20 protein-coding genes are annotated in these 26,915 nt (G+C 60.5%); 10 read left to right on the top strand and 10 right to left on the bottom strand.

The features are described from left to right. Positions 1-7: 7 nt before the first annotated feature. From TMS3_RS12465 to TMS3_RS12490, 6 genes are all read left to right on the top strand, one after another. Positions 8-1,180 (top strand): DegT/DnrJ/EryC1/StrS family aminotransferase, encoded by a 1,173-nt coding sequence (locus TMS3_RS12465; RefSeq protein ID WP_025165608.1) that lies wholly within the window; start codon positions 8-10, stop codon positions 1,178-1,180. Between the two features lie 341 nt (positions 1,181-1,521). Beyond that, the gene (locus TMS3_RS12470) at positions 1,522-3,528 is read left to right on the top strand and encodes a polysaccharide biosynthesis protein (RefSeq protein WP_152985500.1); all 2,007 of its coding nucleotides are present in this window, start codon (positions 1,522-1,524) and stop codon (positions 3,526-3,528) included. Positions 3,529-3,796: 268 nt separating this feature from the next. Beyond that, positions 3,797-4,165 (top strand): DUF2784 domain-containing protein, encoded by a 369-nt coding sequence (locus TMS3_RS12475; protein WP_025165610.1) that lies wholly within the window; start codon positions 3,797-3,799, stop codon positions 4,163-4,165. Between the two features lie 288 nt (positions 4,166-4,453). Continuing rightward, positions 4,454-5,263, top strand: a complete 810-nt coding sequence (locus TMS3_RS12480) for an SDR family oxidoreductase (protein WP_025165611.1) — start codon at positions 4,454-4,456, stop codon at positions 5,261-5,263. Between the two features lie 124 nt (positions 5,264-5,387). After that, on the top strand, positions 5,388-6,551 hold the full coding sequence (locus TMS3_RS12485; protein WP_025165612.1) for an MFS transporter: 1,164 nt from the start codon (positions 5,388-5,390) through the stop codon (positions 6,549-6,551). Positions 6,552-6,877: 326 nt separating this feature from the next. After that, on the top strand, positions 6,878-7,306 hold the full coding sequence (locus TMS3_RS12490) for a hypothetical protein (RefSeq protein ID WP_025165613.1): 429 nt from the start codon (positions 6,878-6,880) through the stop codon (positions 7,304-7,306). A gap of 317 nt (positions 7,307-7,623) precedes the next feature. On the opposite strand, the gene TMS3_RS12495 is transcribed toward TMS3_RS12490, so the two are convergent. The 5 genes from TMS3_RS12495 to TMS3_RS12515 all read right to left on the bottom strand — a co-directional run bounded on the left by TMS3_RS12495 (position 7,624) and on the right by TMS3_RS12515 (position 16,122). Next, positions 7,624-7,863 (bottom strand): YheU family protein, encoded by a 240-nt coding sequence (locus TMS3_RS12495; RefSeq protein ID WP_025165614.1) that lies wholly within the window; start codon positions 7,861-7,863, stop codon positions 7,624-7,626. A 156-nt stretch (positions 7,864-8,019) separates the two neighbouring features. Then, positions 8,020-10,773 (bottom strand): hybrid sensor histidine kinase/response regulator, encoded by a 2,754-nt coding sequence (locus tag TMS3_RS12500; protein ID WP_025165615.1) that lies wholly within the window; start codon positions 10,771-10,773, stop codon positions 8,020-8,022. A gap of 237 nt (positions 10,774-11,010) precedes the next feature. Next, entirely contained in the window at positions 11,011-12,204 is a 1,194-nt protein-coding gene (locus TMS3_RS12505) for an osmoprotectant NAGGN system M42 family peptidase (RefSeq protein WP_025165616.1), read from the bottom strand. Between the two features lie 247 nt (positions 12,205-12,451). Then, positions 12,452-14,191: an N-acetylglutaminylglutamine synthetase gene (ngg, locus tag TMS3_RS12510; protein WP_025165617.1), complete on the bottom strand. Its 1,740-nt coding sequence runs from the start codon at positions 14,189-14,191 to the stop codon at positions 12,452-12,454. A gap of 161 nt (positions 14,192-14,352) precedes the next feature. Next, positions 14,353-16,122, bottom strand: coding sequence for an N-acetylglutaminylglutamine amidotransferase (locus TMS3_RS12515; RefSeq protein ID WP_025165618.1), 1,770 nt, complete (start codon positions 16,120-16,122; stop codon positions 14,353-14,355). Positions 16,123-16,235: 113 nt separating this feature from the next. On the opposite strand from TMS3_RS12515, the gene TMS3_RS12520 reads away from it, so the two are divergent. After that, positions 16,236-16,709, top strand: a complete 474-nt coding sequence (locus tag TMS3_RS12520) for a MarR family winged helix-turn-helix transcriptional regulator (protein ID WP_025165619.1) — start codon at positions 16,236-16,238, stop codon at positions 16,707-16,709. Between the two features lie 2 nt (positions 16,710-16,711). Here TMS3_RS12520 and TMS3_RS12525 read toward each other — a convergent pair whose 3' ends face one another. Both TMS3_RS12525 and mnmC read right to left on the bottom strand, forming a co-directional pair. Further along, positions 16,712-17,404, bottom strand: a complete 693-nt coding sequence (locus tag TMS3_RS12525) for an MBL fold metallo-hydrolase (protein WP_025165620.1) — start codon at positions 17,402-17,404, stop codon at positions 16,712-16,714. Between the two features lie 296 nt (positions 17,405-17,700). Next, positions 17,701-19,683, bottom strand: coding sequence for a bifunctional tRNA (5-methylaminomethyl-2-thiouridine)(34)-methyltransferase MnmD/FAD-dependent 5-carboxymethylaminomethyl-2-thiouridine(34) oxidoreductase MnmC (gene mnmC / locus TMS3_RS12530; protein WP_025165621.1), 1,983 nt, complete (start codon positions 19,681-19,683; stop codon positions 17,701-17,703). 123 nt (positions 19,684-19,806) lie between these two features. On the opposite strand from mnmC, the gene pap reads away from it, so the two are divergent. Further along, positions 19,807-21,294: a polyphosphate:AMP phosphotransferase gene (pap, locus tag TMS3_RS12535; protein ID WP_025165622.1), complete on the top strand. Its 1,488-nt coding sequence runs from the start codon at positions 19,807-19,809 to the stop codon at positions 21,292-21,294. Between the two features lie 200 nt (positions 21,295-21,494). Next, positions 21,495-22,679, top strand: coding sequence for a thiolase family protein (locus TMS3_RS12540; RefSeq protein ID WP_025165623.1), 1,185 nt, complete (start codon positions 21,495-21,497; stop codon positions 22,677-22,679). Positions 22,680-22,743: 64 nt separating this feature from the next. On the opposite strand, the gene TMS3_RS12545 is transcribed toward TMS3_RS12540, so the two are convergent. Further along, on the bottom strand, positions 22,744-22,953 hold the full coding sequence (locus tag TMS3_RS12545) for a DUF6316 family protein (protein ID WP_025165624.1): 210 nt from the start codon (positions 22,951-22,953) through the stop codon (positions 22,744-22,746). Positions 22,954-23,246: 293 nt separating this feature from the next. On the opposite strand from TMS3_RS12545, the gene TMS3_RS12550 reads away from it, so the two are divergent. After that, on the top strand, positions 23,247-24,209 hold the full coding sequence (locus TMS3_RS12550; protein WP_025165625.1) for a DMT family transporter: 963 nt from the start codon (positions 23,247-23,249) through the stop codon (positions 24,207-24,209). 120 nt (positions 24,210-24,329) lie between these two features. Here TMS3_RS12550 and TMS3_RS12555 read toward each other — a convergent pair whose 3' ends face one another. Together TMS3_RS12555 and TMS3_RS12560 are read right to left on the bottom strand one after the other, a co-directional pair. Further along, positions 24,330-24,950 carry an NAD(P)H-dependent oxidoreductase gene (locus tag TMS3_RS12555; RefSeq protein ID WP_025165626.1) on the bottom strand — a complete coding sequence of 207 codons (621 nt, stop codon included), beginning with the start codon at positions 24,948-24,950 and terminating at the stop codon, positions 24,330-24,332. Next, positions 24,943-26,337, bottom strand: coding sequence for a class II fumarate hydratase (locus TMS3_RS12560; RefSeq protein WP_025165627.1), 1,395 nt, complete (start codon positions 26,335-26,337; stop codon positions 24,943-24,945). The genes TMS3_RS12555 and TMS3_RS12560 overlap by 8 nt, the downstream gene beginning before the upstream one ends. Positions 26,338-26,915: the final 578 nt, after the last annotated feature.

The raw sequence follows: 26,915 nt of genomic DNA on the forward strand, positions 1-26,915 counted from the left end.
ACGTTTTATGCTCAATACCCCGTTTTCCCCGTGGCCCTCGTTCTCTGAAGAAGAAGCCAATGCCGTTCGCGATGTGATTCTCTCCAACAAGGTCAACTACTGGACCGGGCAGGAATGTCGTGAGTTCGAGAGGGAGTTTGCGGCATGGGCCAGCACCGAGCATGCCGTCGCCTTGGCCAATGGCACTGTTGCACTGGATGTGGCTCTGCAAGCATTGGGTATAGGTGCAGGTGACGAGGTAGTTGTCACTCCGCGTACGTTCCTCGCCTCAGTGTCGAGTATCGTCAATACAGGCGCTACCCCGGTTTTTTCAGACGTCGACAGCGAGTCGCAGAATATCACCGCCGAGACTATCAGCGCCGTGCTGACAACACGCACTCGGGCAGTCATCTGCGTGCATCTGGCCGGCTGGCCCTGCGATATGGATTCGATCATGGCGCTCGCAGCCGAGCATGATCTGAAAGTGATCGAGGATTGTGCGCAAGCGCATGGCGCGCAATACAAGGGTCGCCCAGTCGGGTCGATTGGTCATGTAGCTGCCTGGTCGTTCTGCCAGGACAAGATAATGACCACCGGCGGTGAGGGCGGTATGGTTACGACTAATGATCGCGCCTTGTGGTCGCGAATGTGGTCGATCAAGGACCACGGTAAATCGTGGGAAGCAGTTTACGAGCGTCAGCATGCACCGGGCTTTCGTTGGCTGCATGAGAGCTTCGGTACCAACTGGCGGATGATGGAAGTTCAGGCGGTTATTGGTCGAATCCAGTTGCAACGTATGCCGGTGTGGCACGCCAAGCGGTTGGCCAATGCCGAGCGTATTTGGTCATCGGCGCGAGTGCTTTCGGGGTTACGTGTGCCGGCGGTTCCGACTGAAGTCACTCACGCTGCCTACAAATGCTATGTATTTGTCGAACCGGCTAGTTTGAAAGCAGGATGGGATCGCGATCGTATTCTTAATGAAATCAGTGCTAAGGGCGTTCCTTGTTTCTCAGGTTCTTGCTCAGAGGTGTATTTGGAGAAGGCATTTGATGACACCGGCTGGCGCCCTGCTGAGCGTCTGCTTTTTGCTAAAGCACTGGGTGAGAACAGTTTGATGTTTTTGGTTCATCCGACCCTTACTTCTGCTGAAATTGATAAGACATGTAGGGTTTTGTCAGAAGTCATGCATGAGGCATGTTAGTTTGATTATTGTTCAGCGCGTATAACTCCTGTCTTTGTAGAAATGTCTGGAGTAAGAAGTAAGGCATGTGAGACGGCGGATGAGGTTGTTTGTTCGTTGTATTCAGGTATGTTTTATATAAACTTACTCCGAAGCAAGGTTTGATGCGGTAAATAGGTACTTGTTTCGCATGTTTGGAGTGTGCCCTTTAGAGGCTGGGCTATGATTGAAATTTGCGGTCCTGTTGTTGCTGCGAGTGAAACTCTCCAGGTTTTATTTAGCCGAGTGATGAGTTCGTAGTTGGTTCGTTTAATATTAGGTCTACGAGGCTTATTCAGACTCCAAAAAATTGAGGTGTTGTTGTGTTAGGACGTGCCGATGCGTTGCGTAATCGACTTGTGGGTTTACCGCGGCGTTATAAGCGTTTGTTACAGGTGTTCACTGACGTGCTACTGGTGTGGGGCGCTCTGTGGTTGGCGTTCGTCGCGCGCTTGGGCACGGATGATCTGATTCATCCGTTGGGTGGCCACCTCTGGCTGTTCATAATCGCCCCTGCCATTGCCATCCCCTTGTTCATTAAATTCGGTATGTACCGTGCGGTGATGCGCTATTTTGGTAACGACGCGCTGCTGGCTATAGCTAAGGCGGTAACCCTGTCGGCTTTATTCCTCGCATTGGCCGTGTACTGGTATCGCGACGCTCCGGCAGTGGTACCGCGTTCGTTGGTGATCAACTATTGGTGGCTGAGTTTGCTGATGGTGGGTGGCTTGCGTTTGGCAATGCGCCAGTATTTTATGGGCGACTGGTTTTCTGCCAGCCAACCGATGCCGTTCATGAGTCGCGAAAACGGTTTACCCAAAGTTGCGATTTATGGCGCAGGTGCGGCCGGCAACCAGTTGGTGGCGGCCTTACGTATGGGGCGTGCAATGCGCCCGGTGGCGTTTATCGATGATGACAGTGGTATCGCCAGTCGGGTGATTGCCGGCTTGCGGGTATACAAGCCCAAGCATATTCAGCAGATGATAGATGAGACAGGCGCTCAGGAGATCCTCTTGGCATTGCCTTCTGCTACGCGTGGGCGGCGTAGGGAGGTGTTGCAACTCCTCGAAGAATACCCTTTGCACGTACGTAGCGTCCCTGGCTTCATGGATCTGGCCAGCGGTCGGGTCAAGGTCGACGATATTCAGGAAGTGGACATCGCGGACCTACTGGGCCGTGATGCTGTACCGCCGCAACAGGAATTGTTCGAGCGCTGCATTCGCGACCAAGTGGTGATGGTGACGGGGGCTGGTGGCTCGATTGGTTCCGAGCTGTGTCGGCAGATCATCGGTCGTGGTCCGACCACGTTGCTGCTATTCGAGCACAGCGAGTTCAATCTCTACAGTATCCACAGCGAACTGGCACAGCAGATAGAGCGGGAATCGCTGCCGCTGCAGCTGGTACCTATTCTTGGTTCCGTTCGTAATGCAGATCGTTTGTTGGATGTGATGGGCACCTGGGAGGTGAGCACCGTTTACCACGCCGCCGCCTACAAGCATGTGCCCATGGTGGAGCACAACATTGCCGAAGGCGTATTGAATAACGTGATGGGCTCGTTGTTCACCGCTCAGGCAGCGGTGAAGGCCGGGGTCGATAATTTCGTACTGATTTCCACCGACAAGGCGGTGCGGCCAACCAATGTGATGGGTAGTACCAAGCGCCTGGCTGAAATGGTTTTGCAAGCATTGAGCCGCGAGTCGGCTCCTGTATTGTTTGGCGATGCTGAAGGTGTGCACCAGGTCAACACGACCCGTTTCACCATGGTGCGCTTTGGCAATGTATTGGGTTCCTCTGGCTCGGTAATTCCGCGCTTTTATGACCAAATTCGTCGTGGTGGCCCGGTGACGGTGACTCACCCGAATATCACCCGCTTTTTTATGACTATTCCCGAGGCTGCGCAGCTGGTGATCCAGGCCGGCGCGATGGGGCAGGGCGGTGATGTGTTCGTGCTGGACATGGGCCAGCCGGTGAAGATTATTGATCTGGCGGAGAAGATGATTCACCTCAGCGGGCTTAGTGTGCGCTCGAGCAAGAATCCCCATGGCGATATTGCCATCGAGTTCTCCGGCTTGCGCCCAGGCGAGAAACTCTATGAAGAACTGCTGATAGGTGACAACGTCAGTCCGACTGACCACCCGATGATCATGCGCGCCAATGAGGAGCACCTGTCATGGGAGGCCTTCAAGGTCACTATGCAGGAGCTGCTTGGAGCGGTGGACCGCGATGATTACAACCAGGTGCGCCAGTTGCTTCGCAAGACGGTGAGCGGCTATACCCCCGAGGGTGAGATCGTCGATTGGATTCACCAGAAGCAACGAATTGAGTCCTGACGGCTGTCTCTGCACTATTGGCTGTTGATGAAGGCGGTAAGTAGCTGGATAGGTAGTGAGCGCTGTGTCCGCCTAAATACAACGCGTATCCATCTACACGGTGCCATCAATATGTAAGTGCAGCGAGTGATGGCGCTTTTTGTAGGAGCCGGCATGCTGGCGATCTGGGCGCAGTAGCCAGTGCTTCGCGAGCAAGCTCGCTCCTACAAGGGCCAGGCTCGTTACCTTGTTCAACGCTCTGTTGAGCGCTCTCGAAGCGGGTATCACTATGCTCTTGCGTATTGCCGCGGATGCTGTGCTGCTAACCCACCTGTTGTTTATCGCCTTCGTGCTGTTCGGTGGTTTGCTGGTGATGCGCTGGCATTGGTTGATCTGGCTTCACCTGCCTGCGGCTGTGTGGGGCGTGGTCGCGGAGATATGGCACTTGCAGTGTCCATTGACTCCTTTGGAGAACAGCCTGCGTGTGGCTGCCGGGCAGGCGGGTTATAGCGGGAGCTTTGTCGAGCACTACCTGATTCCACTGATCTATCCCGCGGGGCTGACCCCACAGATCCAACTGTGGCTTGGGGGCTTTGTGCTCGCGCTGAATCTGCTGATTTATACCTTGCTACTGCTGCGTTTGAAGCGCAGGCGCTGATTTATGGCTAGCTGCCCGGTGTTTTGTAAGTATTAAGTACCAGGTTTAATAATGGCGGCAATGGGCGTGCGGATGGGGTGTTGCGGTCAAGTAGTGCGTTGAGGTCAGTCTTTGTCGCGGCCAAGGGCGCTCCCACGGTTTCGCTCGGGGCTGCGCATCGGGCTATTAGCGAATGGCTAGCATCAGCTATTTGCCTTGGTCATTCAGAAGCATGATGGTGGGTGGGTGGAGTTATTTCCTTCGCTACACTGCGGCCTATCTTCCATAGCACTACAAGGCGACCTCTGTATGCAAAATCGCATGATGATTACCGGCGCAGGTTCGGGTTTGGGTCGTGAGATTGCCCTGCGTTGGGCGCGAGAGGGTTGGCGCTTGGCGCTGTCCGATGTCAACGAGACGGGCTTGGCTGAAACCCTACAGCTGGTACGCGCCGCTGGCGGTGATGGCTTTACTCAGCGCTGCGATGTGCGTGACTACAGTCAGCTGACGGCACTGGCGCAAGCCTGTGAGGAGAAGTTCGGCGGTATCGATGTCATCGTCAACAACGCCGGTGTGGCTTCGGGTGGCTTCTTCAGCGAACTGTCGCTTGAGGACTGGGATTGGCAGATCGCGATCAACCTGATGGGTGTGGTCAAGGGCTGCAAGGCATTTCTGCCGCTGCTCGAACGCAGCAAGGGCAAGATCGTCAATATCGCCTCGATGGCGGCCCTGATGCAGGGCCCGGCAATGAGTAACTACAACGTGGCCAAGGCAGGTGTGGTGGCGTTATCCGAGAGTCTGTTGATCGAGCTGAAGCTGCAGGAAATTGGCGTGCATGTGGTCTGCCCGTCGTTTTTCCAGACCAACCTGCTTGACTCCTTCCGTGGCCCGACTCCGGCGATGAAGGCCCAGGTTGGCAAACTGTTGGAGAGTTCGCCTATCAATGCTGCCGATATCGCTGACTATATCTATGAAGAAATGGCCAAGGGCGAGTTCATGATTCTGCCGCATGAGCAGGGCCGCATGGCATGGGCGTTGAAGCAGAAGAATCCACAGCTGTTGTATGACGAGATGACCGGGATGGCAGACAAGATGCGCGCTAAAGCCAAGCAAGGCTGATTTGCTTGGTTTTACCGAGCTGACTGATTGGTCAATTTAATGCGCGCTCAGGCTTGTCCTTGAGCTGGCCTAGGGGTAGGGTCTCGGGTCCGCCCTGATGGGTCGTCAACATGTTGGACTCTCTGTGAAAACCGTCCCCCGGGCCATGCTGTTGCTGGCCTTGGTGCTGGCAGCGATTAATTTGCGTCCCGGCATCACCTCCCTGGCACCGCTGATCGAACGGATCGCCGCAGAGCTCGCGTTGAGCCGAAGCCTGATCAGCCTGACCACGGCACTGCCGGTGCTGTGTATGGGTTTGCTGGCGCCTGTTGCGCCGCGCTTGGCGCTGCGCTTTGGTCTGGAACGCACCATTGTTCTGTGTCTGGCGGCGATCACGTTTGCCTTGCTGATGCGTTTGGCTGGCCAGACCAGCGCGATTCTTATAGCCAGCGCGGTGCTGCTCGGGGCTGCGATTGCCGTGGCGGGGCCATTATTGTCGGGGTTCATCAAGCGCTACTTCGTTGGTCAGATGGGCCGTGTAGTGGCCTGGTACTCCCTCGGCATGGCAATTGGTGGTGCGGGCGGGGTGGTACTCACCGCACCGGTAACTCAGATGTTCGGCGACAGCTGGACCTATGGGCTGGCAGTGTGGGCCTTGCCCGCGTTGCTGGGTGTGCTGCTGTGGTTATGCCTGCCTAATCAGTTGGAAACTGACGATTCTGCGGATGCCAGCGCTGGCTTGCCGTGGCAGCAACCGCGGGCCTGGTTGATCAGCGGCTTCTTTGCCCTGCAGGCCGGGCTGTTTTACGCGCTGGCGACCTGGGCCGTGGCGCGTTATCACGAAGCCGGTCTGAGCTTGCTGCACAGCAACTCATTGTTCAGTCTGGCGATGTTAATGGGCTTGCCTAGTTCCTTCCTGCTGCCCTGGTTAGCCCAGCGCTTCGGTAATCGCTACCAGCTGCTATTGGCCTGTGGAGTGCTGTCCACCGTCAGTTTAGCGATGATCACTTTTGCCCCGACCGTTCTGCCGGAGCTGTGGGCCGTGACCAGCGGTTTTGGCTTGGGCGGCTCTTTTGCCTTGTCGCTGGTACTACCGCTGTACGAGGCCGGCTCGCCGCTGGCGGTCAGTCGCTGGACCGCGATGATGCTATGCACCGGCTATAGCATGGCCAGTTTGACGCCGATTCTCACTGGTCTGGCGCGTGACCTGGCGGGCGACTATCAGCCCCCTTTTATCGTGTTGACCGGTCTGGCGTTATTGATGACCTGGGTGGCCTGGTTACTGCGCAACGGGCCGCGCTCGGTTTGATCCTGGCGGTTGACTGTTGATCCCGTTCGGGCGGCCTTTACAAAGGCCTGAGAGTACTGGTGTGGGCGCGCGCTGAGCCGCGATAGCTGTGCACGTCACAACACAGGGTTTCGCGGTCAAGACCGCTCCCACGGGATTTTAGGTTGTTCAGCGTGTTGCAACAGGTATTTGAGCCTGCAGTGGTTCTGGCTCGACCGCTGTCCTGATTGTGTGGTGCCCGGCTGGGTGCATGGATTGCTCGTTAAATAGGCAAAGTTTCGCCGCAGTTCCTTCCTTGATTCCTGGCCCTGTGATAGAAGGCAGCCTTGATTTTTTGGAGTGCCGGTGTGGAGTCTGAATCCATCGTCTATGGCTGCATCCGTGACTGGCCGTCGGATAGCGCGGAGGAGAGCCGTCTGCGTCGAGAGATTAACCACCAAGTGCTGGGCGCGTTGCCGGACGGCGATGTCTGGCCATTTCTTGGGCGTGAAATGTTCGCATTTTGCCAGCAGCCGGGCGATGGTCTGTACCAGACTCAAGTGATCCACTTCGGCGCTAGCTACCGCGCAGTCGAGTACGAGTGGAGCCTGTGGATCGAGCACTTCGAGGCGCTGCTCAAGCGCCTGTACTGGGGTAGCGCAGTGGTGCATCTGGATACCGAGTTGAGCGGCACTCACACCTTTCGCTGGGAGTCGGACAGCGGGTTTCACAGCCCTCAGGACGGCGCGCTACGCGTGCGCTGCGCTTGGGAGCGGGAGGGCGGGTTGCGCGGCTAAGCCGATGGGTTGGGCGCGCTCTGGCACGCATGGGTGGGTCGGCTGGAGTACCGGCATATAGGCTTTGACAAGGCGACCCGCTTTATTCGTAGCCTGGATGTAATCCGAGTTCCGCATCTTCCCGGATTGCATCCGGGCTACGGGAGGGGCCGAACATTGCGGGCAGAGATGTGGCGGGTTGTGCGGCGCTACGTTGCAGGTCAATTGCCATCGCGGCCAAGGCCGCTCCCACATACCCACTGTATTGCCACGAGGCATGCCGGTGATGCGATGTGAGGGCGCGTAGCGCTCTTGGGCTAACAAGGCAGGCGAGCGAATTACTCGCTGAGTTCTTGCAGCCACTCTTTGGGCACATCGCGTTTCAGCGCCAGTTGACATTGCTGGCTTTCCGGGTCGAAGACGATGACCGCTTCGCCTTTATCGAGGGCACGGCGTACCCGCTGGATACGGGTATCCAGTGGGGTTTCGTCGCCGTTGTCGGTGCCGTCACGGGTGACGAAGTCTTCGATCAGGCGGGTGAGGGTGTCGGCTTCTAGCAGGGTCGGGGGGATCAGCACGGTGTAGTTCTCCAGAACGCAGCGGCGATGCTAACGCGTGATGGGATGTCTGGCCATGCTGGGCTTCGTGTCGAGACGTCCGGGCTCGCGGGTGCCGAATGGATAAACCAGTTAGTGGGCGCGGGATTGAGTCAGCTCGGTACGCCGTGCAGGCAACTAGCTGGGGGCATCCGAGGTCTGTCCCAGCAAGTAGCGATCCAGGGTGCTGTACAGCTGGGCGCTGTCCAGGGGCTTGCCGAGAAAGTCATCCATGCCGGCCTCGGCACTGCGTTGGCGGTGCTCCTCAAGGATGTGCGCAGTCAAGGCGATGATAGGTACTGCGAGCAGGTTGCCCTGACGCTCCAGTCGACGGATTTGCCGGGTCGCCTCGAAGCCATCCATTTCCGGCATTTCGCAGTCCATCAGGATCAGCTGAATCGCCATTGGGTCGCGTTGGTACTGGTTGACTGCGGCCAGCCCATTGGGCACCAAGCGCACTTGGTAGCCACGCTTTTTCAGGAACCCTTGTACTACCAGTTGATTCACCGCGTTGTCTTCGGCGACCAGAATACAGGGGGCGCCACCGTCGCTACGCACGGCCTGCGGCAGGCTGCGCACTTCGCTGCGGCGCTCCTCATACAGTTCGTTCAAGGCTGTGCGTAGCGCGGTAACCGCCGGTGGTTGTGCGAGGCTTAGCAAGCGCAGGCTGTCGTTGGGTGGCAGTTGCTGACACTGCTCCGCCGGGCACAACAGCAATATCCGTTGACCGGGCTGCAGCAGTGGCTGTAGCGGATCCAGCCAGTGGCTGGCACTGCCCGGCCAAGGCGCCATCAGCACCAGCAGCGGCGGTGTGGCGAAATCCTCCAGGTAACCGTGCAGGCGCTCCGGGTTTTGGCAGCGTTCGGTACGCATGCCCCAACGCCCGAGTAGGTGACTCAAGGCATCCAGCCCGAGGCCGTCGAGCGAGGCGAGCAGCGCAGGCCGGCCATTGAGCAGCTGGTTCAGTGGGTCAGGCTCGGCTTCTTCGCTGCAGAGGGGCAGGTCGAAGGTGAAGCGCGTGCCCTGGCCTGGGGTGCTTTCTACGTCGATGTGACCGCCCATCATCTCCACCAGCTCCTTGCTAATCGCTAGGCCGAGACCGCTGCCGCCATAGCGCCGGGTGGTGCTGGAGTCGCCCTGGGCGAAGGACTCGAACAGCTGCGCCTGGGCCTGCGGGGTGATGCCGATGCCGCTGTCGCGGATGCTGAACACCAGGTGTGGATTGCCCTGCGAATCGCTGCGTCGGCTGACATATACTGCCACATGGCCTTCCAGGGTAAATTTCAGCGCGTTACTGAGCAGGTTCATCAATATCTGTTTAAGCCGTGTCGGGTCGCCCTGCAACTTGCGTGGAACACCGTTTTCCAGGCTGATATAGAGGCGCAGATGTTTGTCCAGGGCCTGTCCAGTGAACAGGCTGAGGATGTCTGAGATCAGTTTTTCCAGATCGAACTCGATATGTTCCAGACTGAGCTTGCCGGACTCGATCCGTGCGTAGTCGAGGATGTCATTGATCACTGTCATCAATGAATTGCCCGAGCTGGAAATGGTGTCTAGGTAGAAGCGTTGGCTACGATCCAGTGAGGTTTCTTGCAGCAATTGCAGGGTGCCCAGCACGCCGTTGAGCGGGGTGCGTATTTCATGGCTCATCTTGGCCAGGAAACGGCTCTTGGCCTGATTCTCGACTTCTGCCTGCTCGGCGGCGCGGCGTGACTGAAAGCCTTCCTCCTTGAGCATGTTGATGCGATCGGCCAAGCCGATGGACAGGGTGATCAACTCGAACGTCACGCCAATTTTCACCACTGAGGCGCCATACAGACCGAACAGTTCGATCCCCAGCGAGCCACTGGTGACGATGATGAACGAGGCGAGCAGGATGCCCCAGGCCAGGGTGTAGTAGGACCCATAGCGTAGACCCTGACGCCAGACATAGGCGCCACCAAGCAGCAATACAAGGGATGAAGCCAGCACCGTCAGGCTGGCGAGGATATTCCAGGCCTGCAGACCGATCAGGGGCAGCGAAACCATGCAGCCGGCGATCACCAGCATGAACAGGCGCAGGCCGAGGTCCAGGCGCGGAAAGTGCTGGCGGGTATGCAGGAAATGGCGACTGAACTGGGTGGCGCTAAAGCAATGCAAGTACATCAGGATATAGATGCTCACCGACTGCAAGCCGACGTGTTGCGGCAACAGCTTGAACAACATGCCGTCAAAGCTGGCGGCGAACAGACCAATATTCAGGTTGTACACCAGGTACCAGAAATAGGCCGGCTCGCGCAGCGAGAGGAACAGGAACAGGTTGTAGCAGAACATTGCAAACAGCACGCCGTAGAAGGCGCCATTGATGCCCATGAGGTCTTCCTGGGCGGCGGCGCTGGCGTGGTAGGTGCTGAAGAATAGCGGGATATAGATAGTGCTGGTGCTGTCGACGCGAATCAGCAGGGTATTGTCGCCGTGTGTCAGGTTGAGCGGGAACCAGAAGTTGCGTACCAGCACCGGTCGTTGGGAGAACGCGTATTGGTCGCCGCTTCGCTGTAGCTGCCAATGACCGTCGGCAGCTGCCAAATGGACTTGCAGGTCGTCGAGCAGCGGGTAATTGATTTCCAGATAGCCGCCCAGATCATGTCCGAGGCTATTGTTCAGGCGGACCTTGAACCACCACACCGATGCGTTCTTGCCGAGGTTGGCATGCTCGCCGTGCACCGGCGTGAAGCGGTCGTCGGCAATTGCCTCGACTTGTTCGACGCTCAGCGTGCCCTCGGGGTCTTCCAGATAGCCCATGGAGGGTCCGAGCGGCACGCGCAAGTCTTCTGTATCGAGGGGGACAGGCAGCAACGCCCAGGCCGGAACAGAGAGCCAGAGCAACAGCAAGGCCAAGCATATACGCGGCATCCGCGATTTCCATTGTCATTATTCGGGCGCTAGTGGCCTGTGGGGCTAGATCAATGAGTCCATTTCGGTGTCCGTGGCCCTGAGCATGGATTGCGCTTTTCGTCATATCACTGCATGACGCGTAGCAAACCCGCTCTCAGCACCTCGGTCATCCTGACTCGCTGCAGCCCCCTCACAGGTCACTTCACGCCGCGCGTGTATCCATGTTAGTCACTGTGCCCGGATGTGCATGGCCCTTCAAGCGTCCGGGTCACGATGGCTGCCGAGCAAACTGTCGACCGTAGGTACACGCGTCTCGCTTTCCATCTGCGCGTCGTGCTCGATCTGGTGGCTGAAGCGCTCCAGTGAGCCTTGCGCGGGTTGTGCATCGCTGGCGAACACCGGCGGGCTGAGCATGTAGGCGCTGAGCAGGCGGGTCAGGCCAGCCAGGCTGTCGATATGGGTGCGTTCATAGCCATGGGTGCCATCGCAGCCGAAGGCCAGCAGGGCGGTACGAATATCGTGACCTGCGGTGACCGCCGATTGCGCATCGCTGTGGTAATAGCGGAACAGGTCACGGCGCGTCGGAATGTCGCCCTCACTTGCCAAGCGCAGCAGGTGCCGTGACAGGTGGTAATCGTAAGGACCGCCGGAGTCCTGCATGGCCACGCTGACGCAATGTTCGCTGGAGTGCTGGCCCTGCGCAACTGGGGCAATGTCGATGCCGACGAACTCGCTGACATCCCAGGGCAGGGCTGCCGCTGCGCCGGAGCCGACCTCTTCGGTGATGGTGAACAATGGGTGGCAGTCGATTTCCGGTTCTATGCCGCTTTCGCGGAGCATTTTCAGCGCGGTCAGCAGCGCCGCAACTCCGGCCTTGTCGTCCAAATGCCGTGCGCTGATGTGGCCGCTTTCGGTGAACTCAGGTAGGGGGTCGAAGGCCACGACGTCGCCAATGGCGATGCCCAGGGTCTCGCAATCGGCGCGGGTGCTGCAGTAGGCGTCGAGGCGCAGCTCCACGTGATCCCAGCTGATGGGCAACTCGTCCACCTGGGTGTTGAAAGCATGCCCGGAAGCCAGCAGCGGCAGCACACTGCCACGCAGCACGCTGTGATCGGTGAACAGGCTGACACGGCTGCCCTCGGCGAAGCGGCTGGACCAGCAACCCACCGGAGCCAAGGCTACCCGGCCGTTGTCTTTGATCTCGCGGACACTGGCACCGATGGTGTCGAGGTGCGCGGAAACGGCGCGGTCGGGGCTGCTCTGGCGTCCCTTGAGGGTGGCGCGGATGGTGCCGCGGCGAGTCAGCTCGAAGGGGATGCCGAGTTCCTCCAGGCGTTCTGCGACGTAGCGCACGATGGTGTCTGTGAAACCGGTTGGGCTGGGGATGGCGAGCATTTCCAGCAGCACTTTCTGGAGGTAGTCGAGGTCGGGTTCTGGGAGTTGCGACATAGAGGGCTCCTTGTGGACGGTAGGATTGAGCGTTTAGGCGCCAGCCAAAACCGGCTGGGCTTGAGCCTAGCGATTGTCAGACGGAGATCCGGGTGGGCTGAAGCCCAGCCTACGAATAGCATCGGCGCAACCCGGAGCCCGGATGCAATCCGGGGAGTCGCGGTCCCGGATTGCGCCAAGGCTTATCCAGGCTACGGGCTGGTCTGGATATCGCCAGCAAGCTGGCCCTACACCGGTGGCGAGACAGTCAGTTGATCACCTGGCTCAGCGGAAACAGCAAGTCGATAAAGCGCTCTGCCGTCGGCTGGGGTTCATGGTTGGCCAGACCTGCACGCTCGTTGGCCTCGATAAACACGTGTTCGGGACGATCCGCGGCCGGTACCAGCAGATCGAGGCCGACCACTGGGATGTCCAGCGCCCGCGCCGCTTTCACTGCCGCATCGGCCAGTACCGGATGAAGGACCTCGGTGACGTCCTCCAGGCTGCCGCCGGTATGCAGGTTGGCGGTTTTGCGCACTGCCAGGTGCTGGCCCTGAGGCAGGATGCTGTCGTAATCGAGCCCGGCGGCATGCAGGGTGCGCAGGGTTTCCGCGTCCTTGGGGATGCGGCTTTCGCCGCTGGTTGCGGCTTGCCGACGACGGCTTTGCGTATCGATCAGATCGCCGATGCTATGCCGGCCATCGCCGATCACCTCGGCAGGGCGGCGGATGGCGGCGGCGACCACCTCGAAGCCAATCACCAGGATGCGCAGGTCACAGCCTTCATGAAAGCTCTCGAGCAATACCCGGCTGTCGAACGGCTTGGCGCGTTCGATGGCGTCCTGCACTTCGGTAGGGGTGAGCAGGTCGACTGCCACGCCCTGACCCTGTTCGCCATCCACCGGCTTGACTACCACGCGTTCGTGTTCGGCGAGGAAGGCCGCGTTATCGGCGGCGCTGCCAGCCAGCTGTTGCGCAGGTACGTTCAGTCCAGCGCGGACCAGGGCACGATGGGTCAGGCGTTTGTCCTGGCACAGGGTCATGCTCACGGCGCTGGTCAGGTCGCTGAGTGACTCACGGCAGCGAATGCGTCTGCCGCCATGGCTGAGAGTCAGTAGCCCGGCTTCGGCATCGTCCACCTGCACCTCGATCCCGCGACGCAGCGCTTCGTCGACAATGATCCGTGCGTAGGGGTTCAGTTCAGCTTGCGGGCCGGGGCCGAGGAACAGGGTCTGGTTGATGCCGTTCTTGCGCTTGATGCTGAAGGTTTGCAGCTCGCGAAAGCCCAGCTTGGTGTAGAGCCCCTTGGCTTGACGGTTGTCGTGCAGCACCGAGAGGTCGAGGTAGCTCAGGCCGCGGCTCATGAAGTGCTCGATGAGGTGGCGCACCAACACCTCGCCGACGCCTGGGCGGCTGCACTGCGGGTCGACTGCCAGGCACCACAGGCTGCTGCCGTTTTCCGGATCGCGATAGGCTTTCTGATGATTGAGGCCCATCACGCTGCCAATCACCGCGCCGCTGTCTTCATCTTCAGCCAGCCAATAGGTGGGCCCCCCTTTATGGCGCGGGGTCAGCTTGGCCGGGTCGATCGGCAGCATGCCGCGCATTTGGTACAGGCAGTTGATCGCCTGCCAGTCCGCCGCGTTCTGCGCGCGGCGTATGCGGTAGCCGCGAAAGCCGCGACGCGCCGGACGGTAGTCGCTGAACCACAGGCGCAGGGTGTCCGAGGGGTCGAGAAACAGCTGTTGTGGCGCTTGCGCCAGCACCTGTTGGGGTGCGGCGACGTACAGGGCAATATCGCGCTCGCCGGGCTGCTCGGTCAGCAGCTCCTGAGCAAGTACCGCAGCGTCCGGGAAGGTGTGGCCGATCAACAAACGACCCCAGCCGCAATGTACCGCCAAGGGCTGGCAGAGCTCTGCGCCGCGATCTTCGGCGAAGCGTGCCTGCAGGCGTTCATAGGAGGGGGGCTGGCCGCGCAGCAGGCGTTGATTGAAGGCATTGGCGCGCATGGGTGTGCTTCCTTGGCTTTCAGCTGCGCCCGGACAGTGCCCGGGCGCGTGAATGTAGTCGTGATATCCCCAGACTCGGTCCGGGCTGCGACCCTGGTCGAACAATTGCTTAGAACCCCGATAGCCGTGCTAGGTTCAGCTGGCTTGCCGGGGCACCAGGCTTACAGGCCTTGCTCGCTGAGCCACAGGTTGAGCGCCGCCATTTGCCACAGCTTGGAGCCGCGCAGCGGTGTCAGTTGGCCGTGTGGGTCGGTCAGCAGGCGGTCGAGCATGGCCGGGTTGAACAGGCCGCGATCCTGGCTCGGGTCGATCAGCAGGTCGCGTACCCAACCCAGCGTCGCACCTTCCAGGTGCTTGAGACCTGGTACCGGGAAGTAGCCCTTGGGCCGGTCGATCACCTCGCTGGGGATGACCTGACGGGCGGCTTCCTTGAGTACGTGCTTGCCACCGTCGGGCAGCTTGAAGCGGCCCGGGATGCGCGCCGACAGCTCGGCCAGGCGGTAGTCGAGGAACGGTGTGCGCGCCTCCAGGCCCCAGGCCATGGTCATGTTGTCGACGCGTTTGACCGGGTCGTCGACCAGCATCACCGTGCTGTCCAGGCGCAGCGCCTTGTCCACAGAGGCTATGGCGCCAGGCTGAGCGAAGTGCTGACGCACAAAGTCGCCGGCATGGTCGTTGGTCAGCCACTCGGGCTGTACGCACTCGGCGTATTCGTCGTGCTCGCGGTCGAAGAAGGCCTTGCGGTAAGCGCTGAAGGCATCCTCGGCACCGTCCACCAGTGGGTACCAGTGATAACCGGCAAACAGCTCGTCGGCGCCCTGGCCGCTCTGCACCACCTTGCAGTGCTTGGCCACTTCCCGAGAGAGCAGGTAGAAGGCGATGCAGTCGTGGCTGACCATCGGTTCGCTCATGGCGCGGAAGGCCGCCGGCAGCTGTTCAAGAATCTCGTGCTCGCCGATGCGCAGCTGATGGTGTTGGGTGTTGAAGCGCTCGGCGATCAGATCCGAGTACTGGAACTCGTCGCCGCGTTCACCACCAGCATCCTGGAAACCGATGGAGAAGGTCGAGAGATTTTCCACCCCAGCCTCACGCAACAGGCCGACCAGCATGCTCGAGTCGACACCGCCGGACAGCAGTACGCCGACATCCACCGCCGCGCGCTGGCGAATCGAGACCGCTTCGCGCATGCCATCGAGCACCTTGTCGCGCCATTCATCCAGGCCAAAGGCGATTTCATCGCGCTGCGGGCCGTAGTCGAGCTGCCACCAGCTCTGCTGCTCGCAGTTGCCCTGGGCATCAAAGCGCATCCAGCTGGCCGGTGGCAGTTTTTCGACTCCGGCCAGAATGGTCCGTGGCGCCGGCACCACAGCATGGAAGTTCAGGTAATGGTTCAGTGCGATCGGGTCCAGCGCCTTGCTGATGTCGCCGCCTTGTAGCAGCGCCGGCAGGCTGGAGGCGAAGCGCAGGCGTTGGCCGGTGCGCGACAGATACAGCGGCTTGACGCCGAGGCGGTCGCGGGCGATGAACAGTTGCTGCGTGTCACGCTCCCACACGGCGAAGGCGAACATGCCGTTGAGCTTCGGCAGCAGGTCGGTGCCCCAGGCGTGGTAGCCCTTGAGCAGCACTTCGGTATCGCCGCCTGAGAAGAAGCGGTAGCCGAGGGCTTCCAGCTCGCTGCGCAGTTCCGGGTAGTTGTAGATGGCGCCGTTAAACACCATGGACAGGCCGAGATCGCTGTCGATCATCGGCTGGCCGGACGCTTCGGCGAGATCCATGATCTTCAGCCGACGGTGGCCAAGGGCAACTGGCCCCTGACTGTGGAAGCCATGCGCGTCTGGACCGCGCGGGGCTAAATGATGGGTGATCCGCTCGACTGCAGCCAGGTCGGCCGGTCGTTGATCAAAGCGTAGTTCTCCAGCTATTCCGCACATAGGGTTCCTTACCGGTGTTGCCGTTGGGGAGTGGTCCGGGCTTGCCGAACCTTTTACATGGGAACAAAAAAATGCTTTCATGTCAAAGTTAAATAGTGACTGTGTGCAGGGTTATGGACAATAAAATAGTTTCTACTGAAATAGATTTGTCATCTGTCATCGCATTTGAAATGCCGTTGTTTCAGGCCATGCGGCGACTGCAGCAAGCTGGGGAAGTGCATGCCAAACGTCTGAGTCGCTTTGGCGGGCTGACCCCCATGCAGTTGATGATCTTGCGCGTTTTGGCCGGCGAGGCGCGGCTGACCGCGAGCGACCTCAGTGGCCGGGTCAGCCTGACGGCCGCAACCCTGTCGGGAATGCTCGACCGTTTAGAGGAGCGTGGCTTGCTGCAGCGCCAGCGTGACGATAAGGACCGTCGCCGCCACTGGTTGCTGCTCAGCGATGCCGGGCGCGAGCTGATGCAGCAGGCGCCAACTTTGCTGCCGCCGGAATTTCGTCAGCACTTTGCCGGCCTGAGCGATTGGGAGCGGCACAGCCTGACCGCCGCCCTTTTACGCGCAGCGGAGCTGTGTGGCGAAATCGAATAGTTTTATTTCTGCCCGCAGGCGCGATTGGCCGGGACTGCGATGTCCATCAGTTTCGGGTCGGGCAGTTTCAGCTCCGCCATCAGCGCGGCATAGGCGCGGGCATTGGCGACTTGCAGGCGCGGGTTATGCGCTGCTTCCTCGGCGATGCTTGAACTGGTCCAGCCGTGATAATCATGGCCCGGCCACACCTCGGTGTCGCCGGGCAGCGCCAGTAGGCGTTGCAGGCTGGCCCATTGCTCGCGGGCGTCGCCGTTCTGGAAGTCGGTGCGGCCAGTGCCGCGGATCAGCAGGGTGTCGCCGCTGAACAGTTTGATCGGCCGGCCATCTGCCGCGGGAAGCAGAAAGCAGTAGGAGTCATCCGTATGCCCTGGGGTGTACCAAACCGTCAGCGCGCAGTTGCCGAATGGCAGGTGATCGCCGTCGGTGAAGACAAAGCTGGCACAGGTGCTGGCGCTCTGTTCACCAAGACCGCAGCGGCAACCGGTTGCGCTGCGCAGATCCCCTAGCGCGGTAATGTGATCGGCATGGGTGTGGGTGTCCAGGGCCAGTGTCAGGCGCAGATTAAGCTCGCCAAGCAGGCGCAGGTAATCATCCTGTTTGTCCTTGACCGGATCGATCAGTACGGCCTCGCCAGCATCTGCCAGCAGGTAGGTGTAGGTCGAACTGGTGCTATCGAATAATTGACGAAAGAGCATTTCAGTTACCTCCCAAAAGCTTCTGGCTGGCCGACAGGCTGACCGGAACCAGTATCTGGGCGAGTTTGTGTTGCCAAAATCCATTGCCCATAAATTGAACCAGGCCACTATTGACCATGGCGGCGAGGGGGCCGCAACGTAGAAAAAGAGCAGAAAGCCCCGATTGCACTGCATGGCGCCGCTAAGGCTAATGGGGTGAACCATAGCAAAGCGGGCACGCTTGGGAAGTCTCCATCACCGCCAGCCAGTCGCGGCTCGACGCCGCGAGGCGCACAGGCGTGCTCGGCAGTGGATCGTCAGCTGTTGCGGATCAGCTTGCGCAGGGCGAAACGATTGGGGTGGCAGGCTTCTGCCACCTCGCGCGGCAGCGGCAGTGGTTCGTTATTCAGCCAGGCGGCGATAAGCTCGCCTGACAGCGGCGCGGTGATCAGCCCGCGCGAACCGTGACCGCTGTTGACATACAGGCCGTCGAGCCAGGGGCAGGGGGTGTCCGGCACTTGCCGGGCATCCTTGCCGAGTACCGCGTAGGCCAGGTTGAACGCCTCAAGATCGGCCAGGGGGCCAACGATGGGCAAGTAGTCCGGGCTGGTGCAGCGAAAGGCCGCGCGGCCTTCGAGCTGCTCTGGGCTGTATTGACTGATGCCTAAACGCTCGGCCAGGTCACTGGAGATGTCCTCAAGCAGTTCCAGGTTGCTTGCGTGCTCGGCGCTGTTGAGGCTCAGATCATCGCTGTTGAAGTCGAAACTGGCGCCCAGCGTGTGCTCTCCCAGGCGTGGCGGAGCTATGTAGCCTTCGGCGCAGACCACGGTGCCGAGCACCGCGCTCTGTGGGGTGACAGGCAGGCAGCTGATTTGCCCGCGAATGCGCTTGAGCGGCAACTCGGCGCTGTAAGGGAAACGTTTGATCTCGGCGGCGCCGGCTAGCACCGCTACGGCTGCGCTGGCCAGCAACTGCCCGTCGTTCCAGGCTTGCCAGTCTGCGCCTTCACGGCGTAATTCGAGGGCTTCTTGGTGCAGCAGCACGCGGATATTGGGGTGTTGGCTGAGCAGGCGGCACAGCGCCGGTGGGTGAACCCACCCGGCTTGGGGGTAGAACAGGCCGCCGGCCGGTAGCGCGACCTGGGCGATGCGCTCGGCGGCGGCTTGATCAAGTGACAGCAGTAAATCGTCGGAAAAGGCGCTGTTCAGTTGCGCCTGACGTTTGGCTTCCTTGTCGTCGAAAGCCAGTTGCAGCACACCGCAATTGTCCCAGTCGCTGCCTTTTTGCAGGCGTTCGAGCAGCCGGCGGGTGTGGCCGAAGCCGCTGACGATCAGGCGCGACAGCGTCGTGCCGTGGGCCGAGAGCTTGAGGTAGAGCACACCTTGCGGGTTGCCCGAGGCCTCCGCCGCGATAGCGCCGTGGCGCTCGAGCAGGCTGACCTGCCAGCCGCGCGCGGCCAGGCTGGCGGCAGTCGCGCAGCCGGCCAGGCCGGCGCCTATCACCAGGGCGCGGCGCGCGGCTGGTTGGAACGTTGGGCGGGCGAACCAGGGTTTTCCGGGAGGTGGCGGTTCGCCGATGAACTGGCCTTTGAGCACTTCCCACTTCTTGCCCAGACCGGGCGTACGCTTGACCTGGAAACCAGCCTGTTTGAGGGCGCGGCGCACCACTCCGGCGCTGCTGAAGGTGCCGAAGCTGGCGCCAGGAGCGGACAAACGGGCCAGTTCGGCGAACAGCTCGGGAGTCCACAGGTCCGGGTTCTTCGCCGGGGCGAAGCCATCGAGAAACCAGGCATCGATGCGCGCATCCAGCTGCGGCAGCAGTTCAAGGGCATCGCCGATCAGCAGGGTCAGGCTGATGCGCCCACCGGCAAATAGCAGCCGTTGAAAACCTGCATGCAGGGCGACGTATTGTTCCAGTAGGGCCTGGGCAAAAGGTGCCAGCTCGGGCCACAGAGCCAGGGCGCGTTGCAGGTCATGCTGGCCCAGCGGGTATTTCTCCACGCTGACGAAATGCAGTCGGGCGCCTGCGGGTGCTTGCTGCTCGAACAGCTGCCAGGCGCTGAGAAAGTTTAGTCCGGTGCCGAAGCCGGTTTCGCCAATCAGCAACTGTTCGCCTGCGTTCAGGGCAGCGAAGCGCGCGGGTAGATCGTTGTTGGCGAGAAATACGTAACGGCTTTCCTCCAGTCCATTCTCGTAGGAGAAGTACACATCGTCGTACTGCCGCGATAACGGCTGACCGTGGGCATCCCAGTCGAGCTGTGCCTGTTGCGTGTCGGGTAAGTCGGGCGGAGTGGCGGGCATGCTGGCTACCGAGTTGAGCAGGCGCGCATTCTAGCCGATTGCCGGGTGGCTATCGCGCGGCGGGCGCGGACAAAGGCGTGACCGATCCGCTAGGCTGGCACTAGATTACTCAGGGAACTGCGCATGTTTGAATCTGCCGAGCTAGGCCATAGCATCGATAAAGCCACGTTCGAGGCTGCCGTGCCGGCGCTGCGCGAGGCGCTGCTGGAGGCCCAGTACGAGTTGCAGCAACAGGGACGCTTTGCGCTGCTCATCCTGATCAGCGGCATCGAAGGTGCGGGCAAGGGGGAGACGGTCAAACTACTCAACGAGTGGATGGACCCGCGGTTGATTCAGGTCAGTACTTTCGACCAGCAGAGCGATGAAGAGTTGGCGCGTCCACCGGCCTGGCGTTACTGGCGGCAATTGCCGGCCAAGGGGCGCATCGGGATATTTTTCGGTAACTGGTACAGCCAGATGATCCAGGGGCGGGTGCATGGGCGCTTGAAGAAGGCCGCTCTGGATCAGGCGATCGATGGTGCCTTGAGCCTGGAGCAGATGCTCTGCGACGAGGGCACGCTGATCTTCAAATTCTGGTTCCATCTGTCCAAGGTACAGATGAAGGACCGTCTCAAGGCGCTGCAGGATGACCCGCTGCACAGCTGGCGCCTCAGCCCGCTGGATTGGCGTCAGTCGAAAACCTACGACAAGTTCGTGCGGGTCGGTGAGCGCGTGCTGCGCCGAACCAATCGCGACTATGCACCCTGGTATGTGGTGGAGGGGGTGGATGAGTACTACCGTAGCCTGACGGTCGGACGCATTCTCCTCGAAGGCCTGCAGGCGGCGCTGAAGACGAAGAATCGACCCTTGGCGCAGCCGCATGCCGCGCCGCTGACCGCCAGCCTGGATGAGCGGAGCCTGCTCGACAGCCTGGACATGGGGCAGTCATTGGCCAAGGCAGAGTATCAACAGCAACTGGCCAGCGAGCAGGCGCGCTTCTCTGGATTGATGCGCGACAAACGCATGCGTCGTCACGCCTTGGTGGCAGTGTTCGAAGGCAATGATGCGGCGGGTAAAGGCGGCGCCATTCGCCGCGTGGCAGCGGCGCTCGACCCGCGCCAGTATCGCATCGTGCCGGTGGCTGCGCCGACCGAGGAGGAGCGCGCACAACCCTATCTGTGGCGATTCTGGCGGCATATTCCGGCGCGCGGCAGTTTCACCGTATTCGACCGCTCCTGGTACGGGCGGGTGCTGGTCGAACGAGTCGAGGGTTTCTGCAGTGCGGCCGACTGGATGCGCGCCTACGACGAAATCAACGATTTCGAGGAGCAACTGACCGATGCCGGGGTGGTGCTGGTGAAGTTCTGGCTGGCGATCGATCAGGACACCCAGTTGCAGCGCTTCAAGCAGCGCGAAGCGATTCCCTTCAAGCGCTTCAAGATCACCGAGGACGATTGGCGCAACCGCGAGAAGTGGCCGCTCTACCGCGACGCGGTGGGCGATATGGTCGACCGCACCAGCAGCGAAATCGCCCCCTGGATCTTGGTCGAGGCCAACGATAAACGCTTCGCCCGGGTCAAAGTGCTGCGCACTATCAACGCCGCGCTGGAGGCGGCGTTTGGCAAAGATTGAACGTGCCAGGGATTTTACTTGGCGCCAGCCAGTCGGCGACTCGCAGCATGGCGGTTGGTAGAGCAATGCAGGGTAGGTACATGGGCTCTGCGTCCACCCGCCAGGATGGCTGCGCATACGGCTGGTGAATGATCGTCGCCGCCTTAGATTGTCCGGTTTTATGCTCAAGGTCTGTTCAACATCAAACAATGAGGTGCCTCATGCGTGAAGTGGTGATAGTCGAAAGCGTACGGACTGGCTTGGCCAAATCTTTTCGCGGCAAGTTCAATCAGACTCGCCCAGACGATATGGCGGCCCACTGCGTGAATGAGCTGCTGGCGCGCACTGGCGTGGATCCGGCGCTGGTTGACGATTGCATCGTCGGTGCCGGCTCCAATGAGGGCGCCCAGGGTATGAACATCGGCCGTAATGTGGCGGTGCTCTCCGGGCTGGGCACTCAGGTGGCCGGCATGACCCTCAATCGCTTCTGCTCCTCGGGGCTGCAGGCCATCGCCATCGCCGCCAACCAGGTGGCCTCGGGCTGCAGCGAGATCATCGTCGCCGGCGGCGTCGAGTCGATCACTCTGACCATGAAGAGCATGAACACCGATCACCTGTTCAATCCGATCCTGCAGCAAGAGGTGCCGGGCATCTACTACCCGATGGGGCAGACCGCCGAGATCGTCGCCCGCCGTTACAACGTCAGTCGCGAAGCCCAGGATGCCTATGCCCTGCAGAGCCAGCAGCGCACTGCGCAGGCGCAGGCCGCAGGTCTGTTCGACGATGAAATCGTGCCGATGCAGATCAAGTACCTGGTCGAAGACAAGGCCACTGGCGAGAAGCAGATCGTCGAAGGCGTGGTTGATCGTGACGACTGCAATCGCCCCGACACCACCCTGGAGAGCCTGGCCGCACTCAAACCGGTATTTGCCGAGGATGGCTCGGTGACCGCCGGCAACGCCTCGCAATTGTCCGACGGCGCCTCGATGACCCTGGTGATGAGCCTGGATAAAGCCATCGAGCTGGGGCTCAAACCCAAAGCCTTCTTCCGCGGCTTCGTCGTCGCCGGTTGCGAGCCGGATGAGATGGGCATTGGTCCGGTGTTTTCCGTGCCCAAGTTGCTCAAGGCCAAGGGCCTGAGCATTGCCGACATCGATCTGTGGGAGCTCAATGAAGCCTTCGCTTCCCAGTGCCTGTATGCCCGCGATCGCCTGCAGATCGACAATGCCAAGTACAACGTCAACGGCGGCTCGATTTCGATTGGCCACCCGTTTGGCATGACCGGCTCGCGTCAGGTCGGCCACCTGGTGCGCGAGCTGCAACGACGCAACCTGCGTTACGGCATCGTCACCATGTGCGTGGGCGGCGGCATGGGGGCTACCGGCTTGTTCGAGGCGGTGCGCTAACTGCTGTTATGCCATAAAAAAACCGCGCTTCAAGCGCGGTTTTTTTATGGGTGAGATACCGCAACTAGAATGATCGACTCTCAATGATGTCACTGGCCTGATTCATGCGGCGGACATAGAAGGCGATCTCCCGTTCGGCATCGACTCGGGTGAAGTAGGGCCCCTCCAAAGTGCCTTCACGGGTGGCAAAAAAGTATTGCCCATTGACCGTACTGACCCGCTCGCTGCGGTAGTGCGTGCCGGGGCTTGGATCGATGGTGCGTTGACCGAACATGACGAAACCTCACGCATTGAGCTCAATGGTTTAAGTCTAGCCCGACTGTTCTCGCGTGTTTGGGTTAGCGACAAATGGCCGATTTTACCTCTATTGGCGGTTATTTATCGTGCATTTACTGAATTTTGGCGTCAGTTACCTGACAGGTTGATGCGTGGCAACAGTACAGTTTCCGCCCGCAACCCAGTCGAACTGTGACTGTGTAGTTTCTCGATGCAGACCTAAAATGCCGCTTTACGGTGTCGGCTCGCTTTCTTTCAGGCTTTGACTGCCGCCGTGCATTCGAGGCTGTCATGCATATTTCTTCTGGACGTTGGCTCTACGGCATGCTCCTGGCGTTGCTTACCGCGGTGCTCTGGGGCGTATTACCGATCAAACTCAAGCAAGTGTTGCAGGTGATGGATCCGGTCACCGTGACCTGGTATCGCCTGCTGGTGTCAGGCTCGATTCTGTTGGCCTATCTGGCCGCGAGTCGGCGCTTGCCGCGCTTTCGGCCGCTGGGCAAGAAGGGTGGCTGGTTACTGGCTTTGGCGATTGCCGGGCTTAGCGGCAACTACGTGCTGTATCTGGTCGGCTTGAACCTGCTCAGCCCGGGGACTACCCAGCTGGTGATTCAGGTTGCGCCGATCTTGCTGCTGATCAGCAGTCTGTTCGTCTTCCGTGAGCGCTTCAGTCTGGGCCAGGGCATCGGTTTGCTCGTCCTGGTGCTGGGCTTCTTGCTGTTTTTCAATCAGCGCCTGGGCGAGTTGCTGACTTCGCTCAGCCAGTACACCGCCGGAGTGCTGACGGTATTGCTGGCGGCGTTCGTTTGGACTTTTTACGGCTTGGCGCAAAAGCAACTACTGACGGTGTGGAATTCCCTGCAGGTGATGATGGTGATCTATCTGGCTTGTGCCTTGCTGCTGACGCCCTGGGCGATGCCGCAGCAGGTGCTGCAACTCAGTCCGCTGCAGGGTTGGCTATTGCTGGCCTGTTGCCTGAATACCCTGGTGGCCTACGGTGCTTTCGCCGAGGCGCTGGCGCACTGGGAAGCCTCGCGGATCAGTGCAACCCTGGCGATTACCCCGTTGGTGACTTTTGGCTCGGTGGCGCTGGCAGCTAGCTGGTGGCCGGATTTTGTGCGGCCCGAGCAGATCAACGGCATCGCGTACGGCGGCGCGGTAATGGTGGTGCTGGGCTCGGCGTTGACTGCACTGGGTCCGTCGCTGATGGCGCGCTTGCGCACGCGCCGCGCGCGTCTGACCGCGCAGCTGTAGTTGGCTCGAACCCGCGTAGCCCGGGTGAAGCCCAGGAAGGCCGTACATCGCTCCCGGATTTCATCCGGGCTACGGACTGAGTCGTTGCGATAGGGGCATGGCTAATTTTCACACGACTGCTTAGGCGCGGCTGCCGAGCGTTTCTGCCCTCCGTAACCAGCTCTGCCGCTGCGCCTCGGAGGAGGGGCGCACCGGCGCGAACTCGGCCAAATGGCGGGTTTTGATGCCGCTGAAGCCTAATATGCTGCGGGTCATCTGGCGGTGCGCCGGTGCGCCGTAAATCCAGCGGAAGTACCAGGGCGGGGTGTCCAGGGTCACCAGTAAATCGGCGGTGCGCCCACTCAGCAGCCTGTTCTGCGCCTGCGAACGACCATGGTGTTTGAAGGCAAAGCCCGGCAAGAAAATGCGGTCGAAGAAGCCTTTGAGCAACGCCGGCAAGCCGCCCCACCAGACCGGATAGACGAACACCAGGTGTTCGGCCCAGTGAATCTGCCGCTGCGCCTCGAGCAAGTCCGTTTCCAGTGGCTGGCTCTGCTCGTACCCGTAGCGCAACACCGGATCGAAGCGCAGCTCACCCAGCTTCAGGTGACGCACCACATGCCCCTCGTTGCGCGCGCCTTGAGCATAGGCTTCGTAGAGGGCGTGGCACAGGCTGGTGCTTTTCGGTGTGCCAAGAATCATCAATATACGCTTGCCGTCGCCTTCCAGTGGGGTGGCGCCGCTTTTACTCGCTTCAGTCATGCTGGCCAGCCTCGAGCATGCTTTCCGGGCGCACCCAGGCGTCGAACTGTTCTGCGCTGAGGTAGCCCAGCTGTAATGCGGCTTCGCGCAGGGTGCTGCCGTCGCGATAAGCCTGCTTGGCGATATCCGCGGCTTTGTCGTAACCGATGTGCGGGTTCAGAGCGGTCACCAGCATCAGGCCGCGTTCCAGGTGCGCGGCCATCTGCCTGGCGTCTGGCTCCAGGCCTTCGATGCAATGGTGCTGGAAGTTGCGACAGCCGTCGGCGAGCAGGCGAATGGATTGCAGCAGATTATGGATGATCACCGGCTTGTACACGTTCAGTTGCAGGTGTCCCTGGCTGGCGGCGAAGCCGATGGCGACATCGTTAGCCAGCACCTGGCACGCCAGCATCGATAGAGCTTCGCATTGGGTCGGGTTGACCTTGCCCGGCATGATCGAACTGCCCGGCTCGTTGGCCGGCAACCTGACCTCGGCAAGCCCGGCACGCGGGCCGGAGCCGAGCAGGCGCAGGTCATTGGCCATTTTCATCAGGGCCACGGCGAGGGTCTTCAGGGCGCCAGACAGACTGGTCAGCGGCTCATGCCCGGCCAGTGCCGCGAACTTGTTGGGCGCGCTGACCAGTTGTAGGCCACTCAAGGCCGCCAGTTCGGCGGCCATGGCTTCGCCGAAGCCAGGTGGCGAGTTGAGTCCGGTACCGACTGCGGTGCCACCTTGAGCCAGCTCGCACACCGCTGGCAGGGTGGCGCGTATCGCGCGCTCAGCGTAGTCGATCTGCGCGATGAAGGCCGAAAGCTCCTGGCCGAAGGTGAGGGGTGTGGCATCCATCATGTGCGTGCGTCCGGTCTTCACCAGATGGCTGTGGCGTGCGGCCTGTTCAGCCAAGCCGCCGGACAGCTCAGCGATGGCCGGCAACAGTTCCTGCTGTACGGCGCTGACGGTAGCGATATGCATGGCGGTGGGGAAGCTGTCGTTGGAACTTTGCGCGCGATTGACGTGATCGTTCGGATGCACCGGACTCTTGCCGCCGCGGGCACCACCGGCCAGCTCATTGGCACGCCCGGCGATCACTTCGTTGACGTTCATATTGCTCTGGGTGCCACTGCCGGTCTGCCACACCACCAAGGGAAATTGATCGTCATGCTGGCCGGCGAGTATCTCGTCGGCCGCCTGTTCAATCAGCTGGGCAATGTCGTGTGGCAAGTCGCCGATGCGGTTATTTACGCGTGCCGCGGCTTTCTTGATCAGCGCCAGGGCGCGTACTACGGCTAGCGGCATGCGCTCTTCACCGATGGCGAAGTTGACCAGTGAGCGCTGGGTTTGAGCGCCCCAGTAGGCGTTTTCAGGGACTTCGATTGGGCCGAGGCTGTCGGTTTCGGTACGGTTCATGAGGCTCTCCGGGGCGGTCTAGCAAGTTTAGGCCGCTGTTACTGGCCTTGGGTTCCCCTGTGGCCTGCGCGACTATTCGATTAGTCAATTTCGGCGTCTGTGGCCCTGATACATCCTTACTGCTCTTCACCATAGCGCGCAGGCCGCTAGTGTCACGACAACGTTTAAATGTCGATTAATCGCGGTCTTACCCATGTGCCGCGATCCCTGTCGGGTGGGTTAGGCGCATGCTACCGCTAGCGATGAGCCTGCAAGATCCGTTGCGCCGTAACCCACCATCGGTGCGACGCAGGCCGATCGCCTGGTGGGTTGCGCGGCTTGCCACGATAGCGCTGCCTGAACGTTCGGAGCTTGGCGCCGCTAACCTGCGCGGTCCGACCCACCCTACAATGGCCAGACATTTCATGATTGACACGACACTAGCCGTTCTAACAGGCCGTTGAAAATCTACTGCACTCGGCTATGCGGCGTTGAAATCAGCCCGGGACGCGGCGTCTCAAAATGCTCATGTACAACTCGTACACTGCGCTTTTTTGGCTGATTTCGCCTTGCCTGGCCTTCGCTCGCTACATTTTTCA

This window comes from Pseudomonas taeanensis MS-3, from assembly GCF_000498575.2.
GTDB classification, from domain to species: domain Bacteria; phylum Pseudomonadota; class Gammaproteobacteria; order Pseudomonadales; family Pseudomonadaceae; genus Aquipseudomonas; species Aquipseudomonas taeanensis.

Bases quoted from the DNA above. Each gene is read 5' to 3' on its own strand.
- pap (WP_025165622.1), top strand. From the start codon at position 19,807: ATGTTTGAATCTGCCGAGCTAGGCCATAGCATCGATAAAGCCACGTTC.
- TMS3_RS12540 (WP_025165623.1), top strand. From the start codon at position 21,495: ATGCGTGAAGTGGTGATAGTCGAAAGCGTACGGACTGGCTTGGCCAAA.
- TMS3_RS12475 (WP_025165610.1), top strand. From the start codon at position 3,797: ATGCTCTTGCGTATTGCCGCGGATGCTGTGCTGCTAACCCACCTGTTG.
- TMS3_RS12545 (WP_025165624.1), bottom strand. From the start codon at position 22,953: ATGTTCGGTCAACGCACCATCGATCCAAGCCCCGGCACGCACTACCGC.
- TMS3_RS12500 (WP_025165615.1), bottom strand. From the start codon at position 10,773: ATGCCGCGTATATGCTTGGCCTTGCTGTTGCTCTGGCTCTCTGTTCCG.
- TMS3_RS12505 (WP_025165616.1), bottom strand. From the start codon at position 12,204: ATGTCGCAACTCCCAGAACCCGACCTCGACTACCTCCAGAAAGTGCTG.
- TMS3_RS12550 (WP_025165625.1), top strand. From the start codon at position 23,247: ATGCATATTTCTTCTGGACGTTGGCTCTACGGCATGCTCCTGGCGTTG.
- ngg (WP_025165617.1), bottom strand. From the start codon at position 14,191: ATGCGCGCCAATGCCTTCAATCAACGCCTGCTGCGCGGCCAGCCCCCC.
- TMS3_RS12465 (WP_025165608.1), top strand. From the start codon at position 8: ATGCTCAATACCCCGTTTTCCCCGTGGCCCTCGTTCTCTGAAGAAGAA.
- TMS3_RS12560 (WP_025165627.1), bottom strand. From the start codon at position 26,337: ATGAACCGTACCGAAACCGACAGCCTCGGCCCAATCGAAGTCCCTGAA.
- TMS3_RS12480 (WP_025165611.1), top strand. From the start codon at position 4,454: ATGCAAAATCGCATGATGATTACCGGCGCAGGTTCGGGTTTGGGTCGT.
- TMS3_RS12525 (WP_025165620.1), bottom strand. From the start codon at position 17,404: ATGCTCTTTCGTCAATTATTCGATAGCACCAGTTCGACCTACACCTAC.
- mnmC (WP_025165621.1), bottom strand. From the start codon at position 19,683: ATGCCCGCCACTCCGCCCGACTTACCCGACACGCAACAGGCACAGCTC.
- TMS3_RS12555 (WP_025165626.1), bottom strand. From the start codon at position 24,950: ATGACTGAAGCGAGTAAAAGCGGCGCCACCCCACTGGAAGGCGACGGC.
- TMS3_RS12515 (WP_025165618.1), bottom strand. From the start codon at position 16,122: ATGTGCGGAATAGCTGGAGAACTACGCTTTGATCAACGACCGGCCGAC.
- TMS3_RS12520 (WP_025165619.1), top strand. From the start codon at position 16,236: ATGGACAATAAAATAGTTTCTACTGAAATAGATTTGTCATCTGTCATC.